Here is a 21662-nt window from a genome sequence, read left to right on the forward strand (position 1 = left end):
GGCCGGCGCAGGCCGGTCACGGGGCCAGCAGCTCCATGATCCTGCCCATGCCGCGCTCGATCCGCGCGGCGAAAGTGTCCCCGGCGCCGTCGACTGTTGCGACCTGCCCCGATGCCCCGCTGCCGGCCGGACCCGCCGCCGCGGAACGGGCCCGCACGAGGGCGGCCACGCCGTCGTCGGCCTGCTCGGCCGGCCGGTCCGAGACGTAGGTGAAGGTGACCCCGCCCGCCTGGTAGATCGCAGCGAAGGGGGCTGCCTGGTGTACCCACAGGGTCCCGCGGCCGGCTCCTGTCCCGTCGCCCGCCGCGTCGGCCACTGCCGGCACCGCTGCGGCGGTGAAGCCGTCCGACGTCGCCGGGCGGCCCGTGAGCACGTTCACCGGTGCCGGCGGGGCGGTTTGCGGCCCGGCGCCCGGGCTGCCGGTCTGCCCGGGCACGCCGCTCTCCCGGGCGTCACTGTCCTGGTCACTGTCCTGGGTGTCACTGTCCCGGGTGTCACTGTGCTGTTCCAGGACGGTGGCGAAATTCCGGCCGTCGGTGAGGCGCAGTTCCAGGATGTCGCCGCCGGCGTGCACCCCTGTCCTGGCCCAGACGAGGTGGTAGCCGAGTTCGCGCAGTTCGGGGCAGGTCCAGCCCGCGGAGCGCAGGGACGCGAGCTGTTCGTCCGTGAGTGCTCCGGCCGGGGTGAAATCGGGTTCGCCGGTGAGGCTCCACCCCGTCGGCGCCCCGGGCCCGGCCTCGACGGCGGCAGCAGCAGCCCCCGAGGCGGCAAGGTCCCGCTGCAGAAAGACCGGGGCGGATGCGCCGGCGGCCGTCGGGGCGCGGTCCCCGCCCAGCAGGTAGGCCGATCCGCCGAGCAGCGCGGTGGCGGCCGCCGCGGTCCCGGCGACGAGCACCGCTGCCCGAAGGGCAGGACGGAAACCGCGGGCAGGACGTAATCCGCGGGCCGGACGGAATCCGCGGGCAGCCGGCGGGGCGCCCGGCGCTTCGTTGCGGGCCAGGTCCGCGGTGCGGGCGAGCAGCCGTGCGGTGAGGTCATTGCTGGCCACGGGCACTTCGGCGCCGCGCAGCCGCTCCAGGTACTGGCGTTCCCGGCGCTGCCGGAGCCGGCATTCCGCGCAGGAGTCCACGTGCCGGGGCCGCCGTTCGTGCGGGCCCCGGAGCAGTCGTTTCAGCAGACGCATTGCCTGGGTCAGAGGAGACCGGCGATGCGCGGCAACTTCAGGCGCGGTTTCAGCGAGGCCTTGGCCGTCTGCGGCCGCGGGTCGCGGTGTGCGAGCTTCTCGCGCAGCATGGTCCGGCCGCGGTGGATCCTGGAGCGGACCGTGCCGAGCTTGATGCCCAGCGCTACGGCGACCTCGTCATAGGACAGGCCTTCAAGGTCGCAGAGGACGACGGCGGCGCGGAAATCCGGGGGAAGTTCCTCCAGGGCGGCCTGCACGTCGACGTCCAGGTTGTTGAACTCGAAGCTCTGCTCGGGGCCGGGCTCGCGTCCGGGCAAACGGGATTCGGCGTCATCGGCCAGGGCGTCGAAACGGATCCGGCTCTTGCGCCGCGCCTGGTCCAAAAAGAGGTTGGTCGTGATCCGGTGCAGCCACCCGTCGAGCGTTCCCGGCTTGAAGTTCTCCAGCGACCGGAAGACGCGGACGAACACTTCCTGGGTGAGGTCCTCGGCGTCGTACTTGTTGCCGGTGAGCCGGTACGCGAGGCGGTACACCTTTGCGGAGTGGTTGGTCACCACTTCCTCCCAGGTGGGCCGGACCCACTCGGCCTCCGCCGCGGGCTGGGACTGTTCAGTTGCAGGGACAGCTGCCGCTATCGACATTGTCCGCTCCCCTCGTGGATGGTGCTTACGCCGTGGACGGTGCTTGCGGCTGCAAGCTCCTGCATCCGTGATTCGGCGCCGATCACCTCGCGGATGAGCGGATATCCATCATTTCAAATCAAGCTGGGAATTTCCTGACGCCGGCGGTCCTTCCGCCCACGGCAGAAACCGGCCGCCGGGGCCGCAGTGCGGCCGCCGCAGCGGGGGCGCCTCCCGGCGGGGTACCGCCTGACACAGTACGCTGGAGGGAACAATCCCCCTGCCGCCCAGAAAGCGAAATCCATGAGCGCCGATAAGTCCACGAGCTGGTCCTACGCAGAAGATCTGCCTGCCGAGGATGAGGTCCTGTTGCACGCGCGCGAACGGTCCTTCGAACTGGGCGTCACCCCCGTCGGCCCGGGCGTCGGGGCCGTCCTGACCGTCCTGGCCGCCGCTTCCAAGGCCCAGACCGCTGTCGAAATCGGCACCGGCGCGGGCGTCTCGGGCGTCTGCATCCTGCGCGGCCTGGGTCCGCAGGCCGTCCTGACCACCATCGACGTCGACGTCGAACACCTCAAAGCCGCACGGGAAGCGTTCCAGGAGGCCGGCAGCCCGGCCAACCGCACGCGGACCATTTCCGGCCGGGCCCGCGACGTCCTCCCCCGGCTGACCGACGCCGCCTACGATCTGGTCTTCATCGACGCCGACAAGCCGAACTACCCGGGCTACGTGGAGCAGGCCATCCGCCTGCTCAAGTCCGGCGGCCTGCTGATCGTCAACGATGCGCTGGACAAGGACCGCGTCGCCAACCCGGCCGCACGGGACGCCACCACCGTGATCCTGCGCCAGGTGGGCAGGGCCATCCGCGACGACGACCGCCTCGCGTCGGCCATGCTGCCCACCGGCGACGGCCTGCTGGTCGCCGTCAAAAAGTAGCTGTACAAAAACTGGCCGTCCAAAAGTAGCCGTCGGGAAATCACAGTCGAGGGCTGCGGCAGTTCCGCCGCAGGACAGCAAAAAGCGGGCGGGGTCCGCAGCCCTCCGGCTGCGGGCCCCGCCCGCTGTCAAGTATTCCTTGACGCTATTCGGTGACGCCGACGAGGCATTCCTTCAGGTTGGCAGCTTCGGCGGAATTGAGTTCGACCACGAGCCGTCCGCCGCCTTCGAGCGGAACACGCATGATCAAGCTTCGTCCTTCTTTGGTAACTTCCATCGGGCCGTCGCCGGTGCGTGGTTTCATTGCCGCCATAAGGAATATCCCCTCCATTAGTCCAGTGACATACCAGCCCGGCCGGGCTGCGTCCGCTTAGTCAATCAAGCTGCCCGGCGGCCGTGATGGGTGCCATCAGGGCCATATACTCAGTTTGCTTCTTGTCCTTGCTTACCAACTATTATCGCGTAACAACGCGGCTGTAGCTAATCGTTGGACTTTCCGACGCGCCGCGTCGTGCCGGGCCGGCAGCCGCCAAAGGTGCCGCGGGTCACGGCGGATAGTCCCCGCCGCCGGGCAGCGGAGCCCAGGCCCACAGCCAGACGATCCAGACAATCTGCAGCAGCACGAACATGACCACCACCGTGCCGCGGTACGCGCGGGACCGGGAGATGAGGGCCGCGGCGAGAGCCAGCGGAAACAGCGGAAGCAGCATCCGGAAGGTGCTCGTCTGCGGGTGCAGGAAAAGCAGCAGGTAGCCCATGTAGCAGGCGCACCACAGCCGCAGTTCCGTGCCCAGCGCCCGCACCGGACGGCTCATCAGGAGCAAGGCGAACAGGGCAACGAAAACGAACGGCGCCAGCACGCCCAGCACCGGCCCGAAGAGCAGGATGCCGGTGTCGAACCAGGGCTTGAACGGCACCAGGTCGTGGCCGCGCCAGACGGTTTCGGTCTTGGTGTAGGCCTCGATGTCCCCGGTGACTGCCCAGGCGATCCCCGGCCACATCAGGGCCCCCAGCCCGCTGACCGCCGTCAGTCCGGCGAGGGACCAGAGCTGGGCGCCGGTGTGCGGCACAACGGTGTGCGGCACGCCGCCCGGCTGCCCGCCGTCCGCCGGGTCCGGGTCATCCCCGCGTGCCGGGCGGCGGGACGCCGAGTAGGACTGCCACCCGCGGTAGAGGAACAGCAGGCCCGCCATCGCCGCGAACGGCACGCCGGTCGGCCGGGACAGGCACATCAGCACGACGACGGGCAGGGCCCACAGGTAGCGGCGTGTCACCACCAGCAGCAGGGCCGCGGCCAGCAGGAGCAGGTTCAGCGACTCGGCGTAGGGCACCTGGAGCACCGGGGACACCGGAAAGGTGGAAACGAACACCGTTCCCCAAAGCGCGGTCCGGTGCGATGCCTTGTGCCGGAACAGCCGGTAGATGACCAGGGCCGCGCCCAGCCCGCACACCATGGCGATCAGCGTCAGGCTCAGCGCCGGGTGCAGTCCGGTCACCCCCGCGACCACGCGGCCCAGCACGGGAAAGAGCGCATAGAACGCCCAGGCGTTCTCCTGGACGTTCCCGGCACCGTCGGTCGGAAGGACGTCCGGGTAGCCGTTCAGGAGGATCTCGCCGTACCAGCGGGCATCCCAGATATTGACGAAGGACCAGTAATCCGGCTTCGCGGGAAACCAGGGGTTCACGCCCTGGTGCAGGGCAGCGGCCATGAAGATGCAGGCACTGACGAACCGGGCGGCGACATAGAGGACGCCGACCTGAACCCACCAGGGCCAGTGCGCCGCCCGGCCCGCCGCCGCTGCGACGCCGCTCCGTGCCGCGTCGGTCAGGTCCCGCAGCCCGGAGCTGCGGGGTCCGCCCGCCTGCTCCTCACGGCTGTGCGGCTGCACCGCCGCCGGCAGGTGCGCCTTTGGCGGGTCACTGCTCACGGGGTACGCTCCGGTCCGTGCCGCCGGCGTCCCAGTTCGGCCCCGAGGTCCGCGATTTTCCGGTCCTTCGTTGCGAGCTGGTCCCGCAGCTCGTCCAGCACCTGGTCCACCTGGTCCATCCGGTAGCCCCGCAGGCCAATGGCGAACCGGAGGCGGTCGACGTCGGCCGGCTCCGCCTCGGCCGGCAGCAGCACCGGCGGGAGGTTGGCGACCGGCTGGTCGAAGCCGTCGTCCAGGACCCGCGGCTCACCGGCGTCCGTCCCGCGGCGCCGGCGGAAGAACCCCGCCGCCCGGCCGGTGCCGAGGAGGAAAGCGGCGCCGACGAGCGCAATCGCCAGGAAGATCAGGAAAAAGCTCACTCCCCCATCGTGCCAGACGCCGGTGGGTCCGGCGGGTGGGCCGTTAGGCCCGCGTGCCGCCGGCGGGGCCGGTGCCGTTCCCGTTCCCGGCCCCGGTGCCGTTGGGGTTCCGGTGCCGGGCGGCGCCTTCCACCACGAGCTCCACGGCGAGCGCCGGATCATCGACGACCTGCAGCAGGTCCAGATCCTCCTCGGACATCATTCCCTCGGCCACCAGCGTGTTCTGGATCCACTCCACCATGGGGCTCCAGAACGCTGTTCCGATCAGGACAATCGGGAAGGAGGTGACCTTCCGGGTCTGGACGAGCACCATCGCTTCGAAGAGTTCGTCCAGCGTGCCGAGGCCGCCCGGCAGCACGATGAACCCCTGGGCGTACTTCACGAACATGGTCTTGCGGGCGAAGAAGTAGCGGAAGTTGATGCCCAGGTCCACCCACTGGTTCATCCCCTGTTCGAAGGGCAGCTCGATGCCGAGACCCACGGACACGCCGTTGCCCTGCACGGCGCCCTTGTTGGCGGCCTCCATCGAGCCGGGTCCTCCCCCGGTGATGACTGCCAGCCCGGCTTCGGCCAGCTGGCGCCCCACCTCGACGGCGAGTTCATAGTTCAGGCTGCCGGGCACGGTCCGCGCCGAGCCGAAGACGCTGACCGCCGGGCCCAGGTCTGCCAACGCGCCGAACCCTTCCACGAACTCGCTTTGGATCCTGAGGACGCGCCACGGGTCAGTGTGGACGAACTGTCCGGGTCCCTTCGTGTCCAGCAGGGTCCGGTCGGACATCGTGACTTTGGCAGCCTTGCGCCGCAGCTCCAGCGGACCCTTGTGCCTGATCCCGGCCGGGGCCGGAATGTCGCGGGGTTCGCCGGCGGTCTTGGCGGGGGCCTGACCGGCCGCCTCTCCGACGGTCTTACCGGCTGTTTTGCCGGCTTGATTTCCGGCGGTTTTTCCGGCGGATTTTGCGGCGGCGGCCGGGGGTCCCTGTTGCTGCGGATCGGTACTCATGCCCACAGGTTAGCGCGCTTCCCCGTGAGCGCCCGTCCGGCACGGCCCGGACGTGCGGGCGCCGGCGCAAGATGCCCGGCCGGCCCCGCAGACTACCCGAGGACGCCGCTGGCAGGCTGACCTGCAGGTATCTCTTGAATCACGATCTGTAGGAAGTGGGAGTGATTGCGGTCATAATCCGCGGATGTTCGCTAGATTCTTCTTATGACTACTCAAGTGCCCGGCGATGCCCTCGTCTCCCTGAATGCCGTCAATAAGCACTACGGCCAGTTGCACGTCCTGAAGGACATCAACCTCGATGTCCGCAAGGGCGAGGTTGTTGTCGTCATCGGACCGTCGGGTTCCGGCAAGTCAACGCTGTGCCGTGCCATCAACCGCCTCGAGACCATCGACGACGGCGTGATCAAGATCGATGGCAAGGAACTGCCCGCCGAGGGCAAGGAACTCGCCAAGCTGCGCGCCGACGTCGGGATGGTCTTTCAGTCCTTCAACCTCTTCGCCCACAAAACGATTCTTGAAAACGTCACGCTCGGCCCGATCAAGGTCAAGGGCCTCTCGAAGGCCGAGGCCGACAAGGACGCGATGGCCCTGCTGGAGCGCGTCGGCGTGGGGCACCAGGCGCCGAAACTTCCGGCCCAGCTCTCCGGCGGCCAGCAGCAGCGCGTTGCGATCGCCCGCGCCCTGGCCATGAAGCCGAAGGTCATGCTCTTCGATGAGCCGACCTCCGCTCTGGACCCGGAAATGATCAACGAGGTCCTCGACGTCATGATCCAGCTGGCGAAGGAGGGCATGACCATGATCGTGGTCACCCACGAGATGGGCTTCGCCCGCAAGGCCGCGCACCGCGTGGTGTTCATGGACGGCGGCCAGATCGTCGAGGACTCCACTCCCGAAGAGTTCTTCACAAACCCCAAGAGCAGCCGCGCCAAGGACTTCCTCTCCAAGCTGCTGACCCACTGAGTTCCCTCCGAGTTCGCACCCTGGCCGCCGCAAGGCGGCCGTCCAATGAAAGGTACGTCATGATGGCATTTTTGACCCGAAGGAAATCCCTTCTGGTTGCCGCGTCCGCGGCTCTGGCCCTCAGCCTGAGCGCCTGCGGCGGCAGCACCTCCTCTTCCAACCCGCCCGTGGCCGAGAAGCCGAGCTTCGCTGCCGATTCAACCATGGCCAAGCTGTCATCCGCCGACAAGATCATCATCGGCACCAAGTTCGACCAGCCCCTGTTCGGCCAGAAGGGCCTCGACGGCAAGCCCATCGGGTTCGACGTCGAAATCGGCAAGCTGATCGCCGCCAAGCTGGGCATCGCCGCCGACAAGATCGAGTGGGTCGAGACGGTCTCCGCCAACCGCGAGCAGTTCATCAAGCAGGGCAGGGTCGACCTCATCGTCGCCACCTACACGATCAACGACAAGCGCAAGACCGAAGTCGACTTCGCCGGCCCGTACTACGAGGCCGGCCAGGCACTGATGGTCAACAAGGACAACACGTCCATCACCAAGCCCGAAGACGTCAAGGGCAAGAACGTCTGCTCCGTGACCGGTTCCACCCCGGCCGCCACGATCGTCGAGAAATACGGAGCAGTCCTCGTCCCGGCTGCCACCTACTCCGCCTGCCTCGAGCCGCTGCGCAACAAGCAGGTCGAAGCGATCACCACCGACAACGTCATCCTGGCCGGTTTCGTGGCCAAGGAGCCGGACGCCTTCAAGCTGGCCTCGGACCAGACCTTCACCAAGGAGCCCTACGGCATCGGCCTGAAGAAGGACGACACCGCTTTCCGCATGTGGATCAATGACCAGCTGGAAGCCTTCGACAAGGACGGTTCCTACAAGAAGGCCTGGGAAGACACCGCCGGAACGGTCATCAAGACCGCGCCCGCCCTTCCCACGATCGACCGCTACTAGCCAGGTGTGGCGGTTGCCGGGGCACGCGCCCGACGCGGCCCCGGTAACCGCCATTCCCGTCTCCCGCTCCACTTCCCTCAAGGCAGCCTAAGGAACCTATGGACGTCATCATTGAAAACCTTCCCGCATATGTGGACGGTTTTCTCAGAACCCTCTTCCTGTCCGTGGTCTCGGGGATCTTCGCACTGATTTTCGGCACCCTGCTCGCAGCAGCCCGTGTCTCGCCCATCGCCGCCCTGCGCGGCTTCAGCATGACGTACGTGGAGATCGTCCGGAACACCCCGCTGACCATCGCGTTCTTCTTCGCCGCCGTGGTCCTTCCCCGGCTTGGGGTGACGTTCCAGCAGTTCGAGGTCGCCGCCATCATCGCCCTGAGCGCCTACACCTCGGCCTTCATCGCCGAAGCCGTGCGCTCCGGCGTCAACAGCGTCCCCGTGGGCCAGGCCGAGGCCGCCCGCAGCATCGGCATGAAGTTCAGCCAGGTCCTTACCCTGATCATCCTGCCGCAGGCGCTGCGCACGGTGATCCCGCCCTTGATCAACATCCTCATCGCCCTGGTGAAGAACTCCTCGGTGGCCGGAGCCTTCTACGTCCTGGAGCTCTTCGGCTACGGCCGTCAGCTCGCCAACGCCCACGGCGACGCCGTGCTGTGGGTCCTCGTCGGCGTCGCGTTCTTCTACCTGCTGATCACCGTCCCCCTTGGCTATCTCGCCAACCTGGTTGAACGAAAGGTGGCGATCGCCCGATGACTTCGGTCCTTTACGACGTCCCCGGCCCCAAGGCCCGCCGTGTCTCCCTGATCGGCTCCATCGTTGGCGCCGTCGCGATTGCCGGGCTGCTCTGGTGGGCGGTCTCCATCCTCGCCGCGCAGGGAATTTTCGAACCCGAACGCTGGGCCGTTTTCCAGATTCCCGAGGTCTGGGTGCTGATCGGCAACGGCATCATCGCCACACTCTCCGCCGCGGCACTTGCCGCCGTCATCGCGTTCCCGCTGGGGCTTGTGCTGTGCCTCATGCGCATCTCCGACGTAGCCTGGATCCGCATCCCGACCCGGATCGCGCTGGAGTTCCTGCGCGGCATGCCCGTGGTCCTGATGATGTTCTTCGTGCTGCTGGTGTTCGCGACCGCTCCTTTCGCCGCCGTCGTCGCCGGCCTGGTGCTGTACAACTCGGCGATCTTCGCCGAGATCATCCGCGCCGGCATCCAGTCGCTGCCGAAGGGCCAGCGTGAAGCCGGCCTCGCGATCGGCCTCACCAGCTTCGCCTCCCGGCGCAGCATCGAACTGCCCCAGGCGATCCGGCGCATGCTGCCCTCGCTCGTGGCCCAGCTCGTGGTGCTGCTGAAGGACACCTCGCTCGGCTACATCGTGTCCTACGAGGAACTGCTGCGCAAAGTGCAGATCATGGCCGACTTCCTCGGCCCGGACTACCTGTTCCCGGTGTTCTTCGTGGCGGCGGCGATCTACATCGCCATCAACTTCTCCGTTTCCCGGCTCGCGATCTGGATCGAGAAGCGCGGTTCCAAGAAGGCCGCCGGCGGCGTCGTGCACGTTCCGGTCGCCGGGATCCCGGTCAAGTAACTCCCCGGCGGTGCAGCCTGCGCCTCACCAAGGCTGCACCGCACGCACAAAGGTCCGGAATCCCGCGAGGGGTTCCGGACCTTTGTGTTGCCGGCTGCAACGCCTGTGGCGTTTCGCGGCGGTACCGCCTGCCGTGTTACCTGCTGTACTGGCTGCTGCCCTGCCTGAGTCAGGCCGTGAGCCAGCTCCGCAGGACCCGCAGGCATTCGCGGATCGCGTCGGCCTCGACGTGTTCGTTGTCCTTGTGCGCCAGCAGCGGGTCCCCGGGACCGAAGTTCACCGCCGGGATGCCCAGTTCGCTGAAGCGCGCGACGTCGGTCCAGCCGTACTTGGGCTTGGGCGCGGCCCCCACAGCGGCGACAAAGGACGCGGCGGCGGGGTGGTTGAGTCCCGGCCGGGCGCCGGCGGCACTATCGGTGCGGACGACGTCGAATCCCTCCAGCAGGTCCCGGACATGCTGCTCCGCCTCATCCGGGGTCTTGTCCGGGGCGAAGCGGTAGTTGATTTCCACGACGCACCGGTCCGGGATGACATTGCCGGCCGTCCCGCCGTTGACCTTCACGGCGTTGAGGCTTTCCCGGTAATCGAGGCCGTCCACGGTGATGGTCCGTGGCTCGTAGGCCGCGAGCCGGGCCAGGATCGGCGCTGCGGCGTGGATCGCGTTGCTGCCCATCCAGGCCCGGGCCGAATGCGCGGCTTCGCCGACCGTGGTCGCCTCGAAGCGCATGGTGCCGTTGCACCCGCCCTCCACGGTCCCGTGCGTGGGTTCGAGCAGGATCGCGAAGTCCCCGCCCAGCAGGTGGCCGTGGTTCCGCACCAGCCGGCCGAGCCCGCTCTTGACGGCTTCGACTTCCTCGTGGTCGTAGAACACGAAGGTGACGTCCTTGTCCGGCTCCGCGCCGCCGTCGAACAGCCCGGCGGCCAGCGCCAGCTGAACCGCGACGCCGCCCTTCATGTCGGTGGCACCGCGGCCGTAGAGGATGCCCTCGCCGGGCGAGCCCGAGGGCCAGTAGGACGGGACGGTCCCGAGGGATCCCTCCGTGGTCGGCAGGGGCACCGTGTCCAGGTGCCCGGCCAGGATGACCCGTTCCGCGCGGCCGAGGTTGGTGCGGGCAATGATCGAGTCGCCGTCGCGGACCAGCTCCAGCTGCGGGACGGAGCGGAGGGCATGCTCCACGGCGTCGGCCAGTTCCTGCTCCGCACCGGAGACGCTGTAGATGTCGATGAGCCTGGCGGTCAGCAGCGCCACGTCCTGGCGGGGGTCCAACCGGGCGGCGGCGTGGGGGCGGGAGGTCGGGCGTGAGTTCAGGTCCGGGGCAGTCACCGTCCCACTTTATCCGCTGCGCTCCCCCGGCGCCGCTCCCGGCTGTCACCGGTTTCAGGGACAGCGGGCGCCGTCTATAGACTTGGGGGCATGACTGAAACCGCTTCTTCCGCTGTGCCCGCAGACGCCCGCTCCGCCTATGGCTACGGCGTCGCCACGATCGCCACCGGCAACGGTGACGCCACCGTGCTGGACGTCTGGTTCCCGGCTCCGGCCCTCGGCACCGCAACGGAGAGCCTCCGCGACGTCGCGAACGCGGACCAGTCGCTGCTCGACATCGCCGCGACCGGTGCCGACGCCGACCGCGGCACCGAGCAGAAGGTCGTGTTCGCCCAGATCCACCTCGACGAGGCCCCGGCCGACACCGCCGACGCCTACCTGCGCCTGCACCTGCTCTCGCACCGCCTCGTTCAGCCGAACAGCATCAACCTCGATGGAATCTTCGGCAAGCTCCCCAACGTGGTGTGGACCAACTTCGGGCCCGCCGTCGTCGAGGGCTTCGAACTGACCCGCGCCCGGCTGCGCAAGCGCGGCGCCGTCACGGTCTACGGCGTGGACAAGTTCCCGCGCATGGTCGACTACGTCATCCCCTCCGGCGTGCGCATCGCCGACGCCGACCGGGTCCGCCTCGGCGCGCACCTGGCCGAGGGCACCACGGTCATGCACGAGGGCTTCGTGAACTTCAACGCCGGCACCCTGGGCACGTCCATGGTGGAAGGCCGTATCTCCGCCGGTGTGGTCGCCGGTGACGGGTCCGACGTCGGCGGCGGCGCCTCGATCATGGGGACGCTGTCCGGCGGCGGCAAGGAAAAGATCTCCCTGGGCGAGCGTGTCCTGCTGGGCGCCAACTCCGGCGTGGGCATCAGCATCGGCGACGACTCCGTCGTCGAGGCCGGCCTGTACGTCACGGCTGGAACCCGCATCCGTGTGGTCGGGGCCAAAGACGCCGACGGCGAGGACACCAGCCAGATCGTCAAGGCCGTGGAGCTCTCCGGGGTCCCGAACCTGCTCTTCCGCCGCAACTCCTCCACCGGCGAGGTGGAGGTCCTCCCGCGCAAGGGCCAGACCGTCGAACTCAACGAGGCCCTGCACGCCAACTAAGGTTGGGTGCGGAAACCAACCGTTAGCAGCATGAACCGGCCCCGGACGGGCCTGAGGGAGTAGTTTCGTGGCACGCAGAGGCAGCTTGCGCCGTTGGGTTGTGCTGCTGCTGACCCTGGTCATGGTGGCGGGCGGTGTGTACACGGCGGTGGCGTTCGTCCAGCGCTCGGAAGTCCTCATCACCGAACGCTGCACGGCAGCGGGCGGCGGCACCGCCCAGCTCGCCACCGACCAGGCGGCCAATGCCGGACTCATCACCGCCGTCGCCGTCCGCCGCGGGCTCCCGGCCCGGGCCGCCAGCATCGCGCTGGCCACGGCCATGCAGGAGTCCAAGATCCGGAATATCGGCCACGGTGACAAGGCCGGCCCTGACTCCCGCGGGCTCTTCCAGCAGCGCCCCTCGCAGGGCTGGGGCACCACGGAACAGGTCATGGACCCGTACCACGCGAGCAATGCCTTCTACGATGCCCTGGTGAAGGTCCCGGGCTACCAGACGCTGGAAATCACCGACGCCGCACAGCGGGTCCAGCGCTCCGCCTACCCGGACGCCTACGCCCAGCACGAGGCGATGGCCCGCGCCTTCGCGTCGTCGCTGACCGGACAGACGGCCGCGGGCCTCGACTGCACGCTGCGCGACCCCGACGCGGCCGGCGACCCGGCGGCCGTGCAGGAACGCCTTACCTCCGACTTTGGGGCGGTCCCGGCATCCACGGAGGGCCGCACCCTCGTCCTGGCGGCCGAGGGCGACCGGGCGTGGGCTGTGGCCCAGTGGGCGGTTGCCAACGCCAAGGCCCTTTCCATCACGGAAGTCCAGACCGAGGGGCGCCGCTGGACGCGGCTGGACCGCAACGGCTGGCAGGCCTCCGAGGTCCCGGCGGGACAGGTCAGGGTCACTGTCGCGGAGGCGCCGGCGCAGTAGCGTCACGTCCGCAGATACGTCCGTGCGTGCGGTCCGTGCGGTGCGTGCGGACTCAGACCAGCAGGTCCACTACCGGCTGGACATAGCTGCGGAACAGTTCCGGCTGGGACAGCAGATCCGAGCTCATGATGATCTTGTCCGGCTCCAGGTACCAGGCCCGCGGCTCGGCCAGCGGCAGCTCGATGATGGTCAGGTTGAAATCATTGGCGGCCCGGCCCACCTCCAGCAGCCTGTCCTCCACCATGTCCTGCAGCAGCTGCACCCCGCCGGCGGCCTCACGTTCGGCCTCCAGGGCCAGGTACTCACTGCGGCGTTCCCGTGCCCAGGACAGCGCCGCACCGAAATGCGCCTGCAACACACGCCGGAGGGCCGGGGAATTACTGAAGGCACGGAACCCGGGCGGGCCCAGTTCCGGCGACATCTCGGGATGGGCCTTGAGCAGCTGCTCCCACCAGGCTTCCCACTCCGTCTTGAGCGCACTGATCCCGCCCACCTCCGCAATGAGGTGCGTGTGGTCCGCAGGCCGGATCTTCGGTGCCGCGTGGCAGAGTGCCGGGTGCCCCGCGGTGTCCAGGCCGGCTGCGTCGCGAACGTACAGTGCAATGAGCATGGGACCCGAAGTGTCCATGGTGATCCGCCAGCCCGGCCCGCCTGTGTGGTGCATCCAATTGCCTCCTTGGCAAGACGTACGTTTCCAGTGTATTCCCCAAGTTAACGCACGTTAATGTCTGCCAGCGTAGCTGCCCAGCCCGTTGAGGTGGGACTCCAACACGTCGCTGCACATCTGCGCGGTCATCCATTCAGGCTGCAACAGGGCGTGCAGGGTGAGCCCGTCCAGGGTGGCCAGAAGCCGTTCCGCCTCGGTGACGAGCCGCTGCTGCTCCGCCCCCGCGTCGGAACCGGCCGCGGCGGCATCGGACGTGTCGGCCCCGGCCCCGGCCCCGGCCCCGGCGGACAGTTCCATCACCAGCCGCCCGACGATGGCGGCCACGGCGCGGTGGCTCCGGTCCGCTTCCGGGGCGAGGAACGGCTTGGTCCTGGCCGCTGCCTTGAACGCCATCCAGACGCAGGCGTCGACGGCGCGCTCCTCATCCAGGGGAAGAAACTCACCCAGCAGGGTTAACACACCCTCGTGGTGCTCCGGAGTGCCGGGCTGCGATTCCGCGAGGCGCTCATCGGCCGCCGCCAGCCTGCGGACAATCCGGTCCACGACGACCCCGAAGGAGTGCGCCAGGAGCTCGTCGCTGCTGGCGAAGTAGTGCCGGACCGATCCGACCGCCAGTTCAGCCTCGTCCGCGACTTCGCGGAGCGAGGCCCTTTCGAGCCCGTCTGCTGCGACGATCCGGAAGACCGCTTCGACCACTTCTTGGCGCCGCAAAGCGGCGTCGACAAATTTGGGCATTCGTCTTTTTTAGCACGGATGTGCGCGAACGGCTGCGGGCCACACCGTCGGCAGTCCGACGGCCGCGCGGCGGGCCGGCCGCCGCCCGGGTGCGGGATGGCCGGTCAGCCTGCCCGGGCGCGGGATCGTCGGTCAGCCTGCCCCGTCGCGGGACCCGGTCCAACGACACCGGCCGCGCACCCCGTGGGGTGAGCGGCCGGCGTCGTGCTCTTGTTGCTGCTTTTGTCTACTACGAACTACACGGAAGGGTAGTTGCGTTCCGGTTCGCCGATGTAGAGCTGCCGCGGGCGGCCGATCTTGGTGTTCGGGTCGTTGATCATCTCACGCCACTGCGCGATCCAGCCCGGAAGGCGGCCGATCGCGAAGAGCACGGTGAACATCTTTTCCGGGAAGCCCATGGCCTTGTAGATCAGGCCGGTGTAGAAGTCCACGTTGGGGTAGAGCTTGCGCTGGATGAAGTAGTCATCATTCAGGGCCTTCTCTTCGAGGCGCAGGGCGATCTCCAGGAGTTCGTCGTGGCCGCCGAGCTTGGTGAGGATCTCGTGCGCCGTGGCCTTGACGATCTTGGCGCGCGGGTCGTAATTCTTGTAGACGCGGTGCCCGAAGCCCATGAGCCGGACGCCGTCCTCCTTGTTCTTGACCTTCTCCATGTAGTCCTCGGGCTTGGTGCCGTCGGCCTGGATCTGGCGCAGCATCTTCAGCACGGCCTCGTTGGCGCCGCCGTGGGCGGGGCCGAAGAGGGCGTTGATGCCGGCGGACACTGAGGCGAAGAGGTTCGCGTTGGAGGAGCCGACCAGCCGGACCGTGGAGGTCGAGCAGTTCTGCTCGTGGTCGGCGTGCAGGATGAGGAGCAGGTCCAGTGCCTTGGCGACGACCGGGTCCACCTCGTACTGCTCGGCCGGGAGGCCGAAGCTCAGGCGCAGGAAGTTTTCCACGAGGTTGTGGGAGTTGTCCGGGTAGAGCATGGGCTGGCCGATGCTCTTCTTCAGGGCGTACGCGGCGATGACCGGCATCTTGGCCAGCAGCCGGTAGGTGGAGACTTCCACCTGCTCCGCGTTGAACGGATCCAGCGAGTCCTGGTAGAACGTGGACAGCGCGGACACGGCCGAGGACAGCACCGGCATCGGGTGGGCGTCGCGCGGGAAACCGCTGAAGAAGCCCTTGAGCTCTTCGTGCAGCAGGGTGTGGTGGCGGATCCGCTGGTCGAAGGCTTCGAGCTCCGTGGCGGTCGGCAGGTTGCCGTAGATCAGCAGGTAGGAAACTTCCAGGAAGCTTGAGTGCTGGGCGAGCTGCTCGATCGGGTAGCCGCGGTACCGCAGGACACCGGCGTCGCCGTCGATGTAGGTGATCGCGGAGGTGGTTGCTGCGGTGTTCATAAAGCCGGGGTCAAAGGCAACGGCACCGGTCTGCTTCAGCAGCTTGGAAACGTCGTAGCCTTCGTTTCCTTCTACAACCTGGATGCGCGGGAGTACGAGTTCCCCGCCGGCATGGCGCAGGGTTGCGCTGGTGGTCTCAGTCATGGAGTCTCCTCTGAGGCGTCGGGGCCTCTGTAGAAAGCTGGTCCAACTCTTGGTGAAGCCGCCCACGGAACCTGTTTTAGCCACGGATTCCAACGGCTGCGCTGCCTTCTTGTGGAAAGCCACCATTGATAGTCAGTTAAAAACTACCTTCAGTTTCCGGGTGGCACTAATCCAAGGCCGTCCGGTACTACCCAAAACGCGTCAGTTGTGGCACGTGTCACTGCTTTGTTACGCGCCTGCGGCCAGTCGGGAGGCGGCGGCGTCGATCCGCTCATCGCTTGCCGTGAGCGCCACGCGGATGAATCCGTTGCCGGCGTCGCCGTAGAACACGCCCGGGCCAACGACGATCCCGCGGTCCGCAAGCCGGCCGACCGTGTCCCAGGTGGGCTCGCCCGCGGTGGCCCAGAGGTAGAGCCCGGCCCGGGATTCGTGGATCGTCAGCCCGAAGCGCTCAAGGGCCGGCACGATCCGTTCCCGGCGTCCGCGGTACAGGTCCTTCTGCGCCTGGACGTGGGCATCGTCGCCAAGGGCAACCCGCATGGCTTCCTGGACCGGGTACGGAACGATCATGCCGGCGTGTTTGCGGCTGTTGACCAGGTTCGCCACGATGGCGGGGTCACCGGCGACGAACGCCGCGCGGTAGCCGGCCAGGTTGGACTGTTTGCTCAGCGAGTACACGGCCAGGAGGCCCTCATGTGAGCCCTCCGCGACCTGCGGGTCCAGGATGCTGGGCACCGGGGAGCCGCCGCGCTGGAGGTCCCATTCGCCCCAGCCGAGTTCGGCGTAGCACTCGTCCGAGGCCACGACGGCGCCGAGCTCGCGGGCCTGCCGGACGATCCGGCGCAGCGATTCGGCGTCGCGCACGCTGCCGGTGGGGTTTGCCGGGGAGTTGATCCAGACCAGGCGCACCCGGGCGCGGGTGGCGGCGTCGAGCTCGTCCAGGTCGTCCGCGGCGATGTGGTCGGCACCGGCGAACGTGGCGCCGATGTCGTACGTGGGGTAGGCGACCGTCGGGCGGACGACGACGTCGCCCGGTTTGAGGCCGAGCAGGAACGGGAGCCAGGCCACGAGTTCCTTGGAGCCCACGGTGGGCATGATGTCCTGGGGATCGAGCCCGGGGACGCCCCGGCGGCGCTCAAACCACGCCGCGATGGCTTCCCGGAGCCCGGCCGTGCCGTGGACCGTCGGGTAGCCGGGAGCGTTGGCCGCCCCGCGCAGGGCCTCCTGCACCACCGCGGGGGTGGCGTCCACCGGCGTGCCGATGGACAGGTTCGCGAGTCCCCCGGGGTGTTCGGCAGCCCGGGCCAGATACGGCGCCAGGGCTTCCCACGGGTAGTCGGGCAGGCTGAGGCCGAAGCTGCGCAGCGCAGAAGTCACCGACGCCCCGCCTTAGCTCTCTTGGTTCTGCGGCGGCAGGGCGGCGATCATCGGGTGGTCGGTGTGGGTGTTGCCGACCTTCGCGGCCCCGCCCGGGGACCCCAGATCGTCGAAGAACTCCACGTTGGCCTTGTAATAGTCGGCCCATTCCTCGGGAGTGTCATCCTCGTAGTAGATGGCCTCCACGGGGCACACCGGCTCGCAGGCCCCGCAGTCCACGCACTCGTCGGGGTGGATGTACAGGGAACGCTCACCCTCGTAGATGCAATCGACGGGGCACTCTTCAATACATGCCTTGTCCTTGACATCTACACACGGCTGCGCGATTACGTACGTCACGTCCCTGGCCTCTCCACTCTGGTTCCGGCAGGTGCCGGACAACTGCTCCCGGCCTGAGCGCCGGCTGCTGACTTCTGAGCCTATTATCTCCCAGCCGGTTCCCGCGAACCTAGCCGGGCGTCACACGGGTCCGCACTCTGGAATCCAACCGACCTAGTATGAACGGGTGAGTTCCTCGAAGCCGTCCCCCCAAGAGTTCCTGGCCGCCGCCGAGCCCGGCACCCGGGTGGTCGTCAGGTACCGGATTGAGGGCGGGCTGACGGACGCCCTGGGCGAGCTGGTGGCGCGCACCGAGGACGGGTGCACCATCCGCACCGGGCGCTCCGACGTCGTGATCCCGCTGCCGCTGGTGGTGGCCGCCAAACAGGTCCCGCCCCCGCCGCCGCGCCGCGCCCCGCGCCAGCACCCCTGAGCCCCCTGGCCCGGCACCTCCCGCGCCCAGCCCAGCCTGCCTCACACCTCCCCGCCCGCTGGACATGCCCTCCCCCGGCCTCGGCCAATGGACATATGGCCACAATGTTCATTCGCGGCGGCACCCGCTGGACATGTCCCCGCGGTCCGGTCGGCGAACGTGGGACATGTCCAGCCGTAGCTGTATGTGCTCAAAATTTGCATGAGTGGGAAACCGCGACTCGGAGGACAGGTCCGGCGCTAGGCCGCAGCGGAGATGCTGTTGAGCGCGTCGCGGACCATTGCGATGAATTCATCGGGCCGGTTCAGCAGTAGCGGGTAGCTGACCACAAGCGTCGGTATGCCGAGCCGGGTAGTGACGTTCCAGCGGCGCCGGTCCTCCTCGAAGCTTGCCCGGTCCATGTGGAAGGCGGCCCCGTCGGTCTCAATGCCGAGCCGGCCGTCGACCATGAGGTCAAGGTGGCCCATGCCCGGGATGTTGACCTGGGACTCCACATGGAACCCCGCCCTGCGCAGCCAGTACCGGGCCATGCACTCGATGATGGACTGCGATTGCGGGACGATCCTGCCCACCAGCCGGCGCTCCCTCGCGTCGTTGCGCCCGGCCAGCCGCTGCCGCAGCGCCGAGAGGCTTAGGCCTTTGACGACGACGGCGGACTCGGCAATGACGAGGCCGTCGAGTTCCGGGAGGCATCGCAGGCTTTGAACAACGGTGTCCAGCAGGGCGGGCGGCGCGGCGGAGCGGTGGCAGATGAAGCCTGGATAGGGGCGGCTGTGGGTGATCGCAATGTGGGGTTGCCCGGGCAGTTCGAGCACCCAGAGCCCCTGGAACTGCGCCGCTGTGGCGCACGCGGGTTCGGCCGGAAGCGACCGGATGGCGACGAGTTGGGCATCGGCGCCCGGGACCGCGTAAACGCCGCGGGCGACGCGGGAGACGGCGCCCCGGGACAGGGCTGCCTTGAGCTGGAAGTCCGAGACTCCCGCGGCAGCGAGGTGTTTGGCGCGGGCGACGCCGTCGTAACGTGAAAGTACTTCCATGACATTGACCATGCGGACATCGTGGCGCCCAGGCCCCGGGCAGGAACAGGGCAGGGAGCCGCTATGTGCAAAAGGGCATGCCCGGCGGACCGGGCCGGGTGGGGACCTGTTCCGCGGCGGACCCGGTGCACGTCCCTGGACAGCAGTGGGCATGTCCGCGGGCAGCACGGCGAAGGGGCATGTCCCGCCTGCGGGCGGAGCGAAGAAGGGGCATGTCCCGCGGCAGGCGCAGCGGACGGACATAGTGCCCTAATGTCCCTCCTTGGCCACGAAAAATGGGCATGTCCCCCGGGGCGGAGGGCGAAGAATGGGCATGTCCCCCCAGGCAGGGTGGCGTGCGGTGATGCGGAGGTTGTGGCTACGCCGTGGCCGGCCGGTAGCGCCGGCACCAGGCCAGCATGCCGATAGTGACGACCGCGATGCCGTAGATCCAGAGGTTTCCGGCCAGGTCGCCGACGATGAGGCGTTTGCCGTTTTCGAGGGTGGACCACCAGCCGGCCAGCGCGTAGCAGAGCGCGCCGCAGACCGCCGTCGGGAGCGCGGAACGGAACGTGGCCCCGAGCCACAGCTCAACGGAGCCCAGCAGCACCAGCGCGGCGGCGGCACCCCACGGCACCTCGACACCCGCGACCAGGAGGTCCTGCCCGTGCAGCATCGTGCCGGCGAGGGCAGCAAAAGAGCTGCCGGCACGGCGGCGGCAATACCGCCTGCCATACCGGCAGCTCTCTTATTCACAAACGATCCGATTCTTCAGCGCAGAACGCGAAGACTAGACCTTCGCGCGGGCGCGGTTGGACTTGGCGCGCTGGTTGACGTCCAGGATGAGCTTCCGGATCCGGATGGATTCCGGGGTGACCTCGACACACTCGTCTTCGCGGGCGAATTCGAGCGACTCTTCGAGGGTCAGGTCGCGCGGGGGCGTCAGGTTCTCGAAGGTGTCGGAGGAAGCGGCACGCATGTTGGTGAGCTTCTTTTCCTTGGTGATGTTGACGTCCATGTCGTCGGCGCGGGAGTTCTCGCCGACGATCTGGCCCTCGTAGACCTCGGAGGTGGGGCGAACGAAGAAGGATCCGCGTTCCTGCAGGTTGATCATCGCGAACGGGGTCACAACACCGGCGCGGTCAGCGATCATCGAACCGTTGGTGCGGTACTCGATCGGGCCGGCCCAGGGCTCGTAGCCCTCGGAGATGGACGCTGCGATGCCGGCGCCGCGGGTGTCCGTGAGGAACTTGGTGCGGAAACCGATCAGGCCACGGGCCGGAACGATGAACTCCATGCGGCACCAGCCGGTGCCGTGGTTCGCCATGTTGGTCATGCGGCCCTTGCGGGCAGCCATGAGCTGCGTGACGGCGCCGAGGTACTCTTCCGGCACGTCGATGGTCATGTGCTCCATCGGCTCGTGGACCTTGCCGTCGACGATCTTGGTGACAACCTGCGGCTTGCCGACGGTCAGCTCGAAGCCTTCGCGGCGCATCTGCTCGACCAGGATGGCCAGCGCGAGCTCGCCACGTCCCTGGACTTCCCAGGCGTCCGGGCGCTCGGTCGGGAGCACCTTGATGGAGACGTTACCGATCAGTTCCTTGTCCAGACGGTCCTTGACCTGGCGGGCCGTGACCTTGGCACCCTTGACCCGGCCGGCCAGCGGCGAGGTGTTGATACCGATGGTCATGGAGATGGCCGGATCGTCAACGGTGATCAGCGGCAGCGGCTGCGGGTTGTCGACGTCGGTCAGGGTCTCACCGATGGTGATTTCCTCGATGCCGGCAACGGCGACGATCTCGCCGGGGCCTGCGGACTCGGTCGGGACGCGGTCCAGCGCCTTGGTGGCCAGCAGTTCGGTGATCTTGACGTTCTTCAGTTCACCGTTGGCGCGGGCCCAGGCAACGGTCTGGCCCTTGCGCAGGGTTCCGTTGTAGATACGCAGCAGCGCCAGGCGGCCGAGGAACGGGGAGGCGTCCAGGTTGGTGACGTGCGCCTGGAGGACACCGTTCGGGTTGTAGGTCGGCGCCGGGATGTGCTCGATGATGGCCTGGAACAGCGGCTCGAGGTCCTCGTTCTCCGGGGCGGAGCCGTCGGCGGGCTGCTCGAGGGACGCGCGGCCGACCTTCGCGGCGGCGTAGACGACGGGGACGTTAAGGATCTTGTCCAGGTCGAGGTCCGGAACTTCGTCGGCGAGGTCGGAGGCCAGGCCCAGGAGCAGGTCCATGGACTCGTGCACAACTTCGTCGATCCGCGCGTCGGGACGGTCGGTCTTGTTGACCAGGAGGATCACCGGCAGGTGCGCGGCGAGGGCCTTGCGGAGGACGAAGCGGGTCTGGGGCAGCGGGCCCTCAGAGGCGTCAACGAGGAGGACAACGCCGTCGACCATGGACAGGCCGCGCTCGACCTCGCCACCGAAGTCGGCGTGGCCGGGGGTGTCGATGACGTTGATGGTGATGGTCTCGCCCTTGGAGGACGGTCCGTTGTAGGCCACCGTGGTGTTCTTGGCCAGGATGGTGATGCCCTTTTCACGCTCGAGGTCACCGGAGTCCATGACCCGGTCTTCGAGGTGGTTGTGGGCGGCAAAGGAGTTGGTCTGCTTGAGCATGGCGTCGACCAGGGTGGTCTTGCCGTGGTCAACGTGGGCCACGATCGCGACGTTGCGCAGGTCACTGCGCGATGCAGTGGCTACCGCGGTGTTGGTGGTGGTTTCAGACATGCGTTATTGCTCGATTCAGTGGTGAAG

Annotated in this window: 23 protein-coding genes; 8 read left to right on the forward strand and 15 right to left on the reverse strand. The window is 68.0% G+C overall.

The window, feature by feature from the left end; translation table 11 throughout:
* Positions 1 to 16: 16 nt before the first annotated feature.
* Entirely contained in the window at positions 17 to 1183 is a 1167-nt protein-coding gene (locus tag AC06G6_RS13935; RefSeq protein ID WP_479822983.1) for a hypothetical protein, read from the reverse strand.
* A gap of 8 nt (positions 1184 to 1191) precedes the next feature.
* The gene (gene sigE, locus AC06G6_RS13940; protein WP_479822985.1) at positions 1192 to 1824 is read right to left on the reverse strand and encodes an RNA polymerase sigma factor SigE; all 633 of its coding nucleotides are present in this window, start codon (positions 1822 to 1824) and stop codon (positions 1192 to 1194) included.
* A 282-nt stretch (positions 1825 to 2106) separates the two neighbouring features.
* On the opposite strand from sigE, the gene AC06G6_RS13945 reads away from it, so the two are divergent.
* On the forward strand, positions 2107 to 2739 hold the full coding sequence (locus AC06G6_RS13945; protein ID WP_307460162.1) for an O-methyltransferase: 633 nt from the start codon (positions 2107 to 2109) through the stop codon (positions 2737 to 2739).
* A 145-nt stretch (positions 2740 to 2884) separates the two neighbouring features.
* On the opposite strand, the gene AC06G6_RS13950 is transcribed toward AC06G6_RS13945, so the two are convergent.
* From AC06G6_RS13950 to AC06G6_RS13965, 4 genes are all read right to left on the reverse strand, one after another.
* Positions 2885 to 3052 (reverse strand): DUF3117 domain-containing protein, encoded by a 168-nt coding sequence (locus AC06G6_RS13950; RefSeq protein WP_160664543.1) that lies wholly within the window; start codon positions 3050 to 3052, stop codon positions 2885 to 2887.
* Positions 3053 to 3284: 232 nt separating this feature from the next.
* Positions 3285 to 4568, reverse strand: coding sequence for a hypothetical protein (locus tag AC06G6_RS13955; RefSeq protein ID WP_479828687.1), 1284 nt, complete (start codon positions 4566 to 4568; stop codon positions 3285 to 3287).
* 95 nt (positions 4569 to 4663) lie between these two features.
* Positions 4664 to 5026 carry a DivIVA domain-containing protein gene (locus AC06G6_RS13960; protein ID WP_479822986.1) on the reverse strand — a complete coding sequence of 121 codons (363 nt, stop codon included), beginning with the start codon at positions 5024 to 5026 and terminating at the stop codon, positions 4664 to 4666.
* Positions 5027 to 5069: 43 nt separating this feature from the next.
* A complete protein-coding gene (locus AC06G6_RS13965) occupies positions 5070 to 5804 on the reverse strand; it encodes an LOG family protein (RefSeq protein ID WP_479828688.1) in 735 nt (244 codons plus the stop codon).
* 426 nt (positions 5805 to 6230) lie between these two features.
* Between AC06G6_RS13965 and AC06G6_RS13970 the strand changes: the two genes are divergently transcribed.
* The 4 genes from AC06G6_RS13970 (at position 6231) to AC06G6_RS13985 (ending at position 9506) form a co-directional block, all read left to right on the forward strand.
* Positions 6231 to 6986, forward strand: coding sequence for an amino acid ABC transporter ATP-binding protein (locus tag AC06G6_RS13970; RefSeq protein ID WP_479822987.1), 756 nt, complete (start codon positions 6231 to 6233; stop codon positions 6984 to 6986).
* Between the two features lie 59 nt (positions 6987 to 7045).
* Entirely contained in the window at positions 7046 to 7927 is an 882-nt protein-coding gene (locus AC06G6_RS13975; RefSeq protein ID WP_307460172.1) for a glutamate ABC transporter substrate-binding protein, read from the forward strand.
* A 98-nt stretch (positions 7928 to 8025) separates the two neighbouring features.
* On the forward strand, positions 8026 to 8676 hold the full coding sequence (locus AC06G6_RS13980) for an amino acid ABC transporter permease (protein WP_307460175.1): 651 nt from the start codon (positions 8026 to 8028) through the stop codon (positions 8674 to 8676).
* The gene (locus tag AC06G6_RS13985) at positions 8673 to 9506 is read left to right on the forward strand and encodes an amino acid ABC transporter permease (protein ID WP_479822990.1); all 834 of its coding nucleotides are present in this window, start codon (positions 8673 to 8675) and stop codon (positions 9504 to 9506) included. Before AC06G6_RS13980 ends, AC06G6_RS13985 begins: the two co-directional genes overlap by 4 nt.
* Positions 9507 to 9675: 169 nt before the next feature.
* Here AC06G6_RS13985 and dapE read toward each other — a convergent pair whose 3' ends face one another.
* Positions 9676 to 10830: a succinyl-diaminopimelate desuccinylase gene (gene dapE, locus AC06G6_RS13990; protein ID WP_479822992.1), complete on the reverse strand. Its 1155-nt coding sequence runs from the start codon at positions 10828 to 10830 to the stop codon at positions 9676 to 9678.
* 90 nt (positions 10831 to 10920) lie between these two features.
* On the opposite strand from dapE, the gene dapD reads away from it, so the two are divergent.
* Positions 10921 to 11931 (forward strand): 2,3,4,5-tetrahydropyridine-2,6-dicarboxylate N-succinyltransferase, encoded by a 1011-nt coding sequence (dapD, locus tag AC06G6_RS13995; protein ID WP_479822994.1) that lies wholly within the window; start codon positions 10921 to 10923, stop codon positions 11929 to 11931.
* Positions 11932 to 11998: 67 nt separating this feature from the next.
* Positions 11999 to 12850 (forward strand): hypothetical protein, encoded by an 852-nt coding sequence (locus AC06G6_RS14000; protein ID WP_479822996.1) that lies wholly within the window; start codon positions 11999 to 12001, stop codon positions 12848 to 12850.
* A 52-nt stretch (positions 12851 to 12902) separates the two neighbouring features.
* On the opposite strand, the gene AC06G6_RS14005 is transcribed toward AC06G6_RS14000, so the two are convergent.
* The 5 genes from AC06G6_RS14005 to fdxA form a co-directional block, all read right to left on the reverse strand.
* Positions 12903 to 13514, reverse strand: coding sequence for a hypothetical protein (locus tag AC06G6_RS14005; protein WP_307460191.1), 612 nt, complete (start codon positions 13512 to 13514; stop codon positions 12903 to 12905).
* 57 nt (positions 13515 to 13571) lie between these two features.
* Complete coding sequence (locus tag AC06G6_RS14010) at positions 13572 to 14252, reverse strand: TetR/AcrR family transcriptional regulator (protein WP_479823000.1); 681 nt, start codon at positions 14250 to 14252, stop codon at positions 13572 to 13574.
* 236 nt (positions 14253 to 14488) lie between these two features.
* Entirely contained in the window at positions 14489 to 15772 is a 1284-nt protein-coding gene (locus tag AC06G6_RS14015) for a citrate synthase (RefSeq protein WP_307460197.1), read from the reverse strand.
* A 228-nt stretch (positions 15773 to 16000) separates the two neighbouring features.
* Positions 16001 to 17149 (reverse strand): succinyldiaminopimelate transaminase, encoded by a 1149-nt coding sequence (gene dapC / locus AC06G6_RS14020; RefSeq protein ID WP_479823002.1) that lies wholly within the window; start codon positions 17147 to 17149, stop codon positions 16001 to 16003.
* 12 nt (positions 17150 to 17161) lie between these two features.
* Positions 17162 to 17488 carry a ferredoxin gene (gene fdxA, locus AC06G6_RS14025; protein WP_226762298.1) on the reverse strand — a complete coding sequence of 109 codons (327 nt, stop codon included), beginning with the start codon at positions 17486 to 17488 and terminating at the stop codon, positions 17162 to 17164.
* A 166-nt stretch (positions 17489 to 17654) separates the two neighbouring features.
* Here fdxA and AC06G6_RS14030 point away from each other — a divergent pair, with 166 nt between their 5' ends.
* Positions 17655 to 17900: a putative acetyltransferase gene (locus tag AC06G6_RS14030; protein ID WP_479823004.1), complete on the forward strand. Its 246-nt coding sequence runs from the start codon at positions 17655 to 17657 to the stop codon at positions 17898 to 17900.
* 239 nt (positions 17901 to 18139) lie between these two features.
* Here the strand turns inward: AC06G6_RS14030 and AC06G6_RS14035 are convergent, their stop codons facing one another.
* The 3 genes from AC06G6_RS14035 to typA form a co-directional block, all read right to left on the reverse strand.
* Complete coding sequence (locus tag AC06G6_RS14035) at positions 18140 to 18949, reverse strand: type IV toxin-antitoxin system AbiEi family antitoxin domain-containing protein (RefSeq protein ID WP_479823006.1); 810 nt, start codon at positions 18947 to 18949, stop codon at positions 18140 to 18142.
* A 346-nt stretch (positions 18950 to 19295) separates the two neighbouring features.
* Positions 19296 to 19592 carry a hypothetical protein gene (locus tag AC06G6_RS14040; RefSeq protein ID WP_479823008.1) on the reverse strand — a complete coding sequence of 99 codons (297 nt, stop codon included), beginning with the start codon at positions 19590 to 19592 and terminating at the stop codon, positions 19296 to 19298.
* A 114-nt stretch (positions 19593 to 19706) separates the two neighbouring features.
* A complete protein-coding gene (gene typA, locus AC06G6_RS14045) occupies positions 19707 to 21635 on the reverse strand; it encodes a translational GTPase TypA (protein ID WP_307460214.1) in 1929 nt (642 codons plus the stop codon).
* Between the last annotated feature and the right edge of the window lie 27 nt (positions 21636 to 21662).

The sequence above is a fragment of the Arthrobacter sp. CJL-S3 genome (assembly GCF_056711635.1).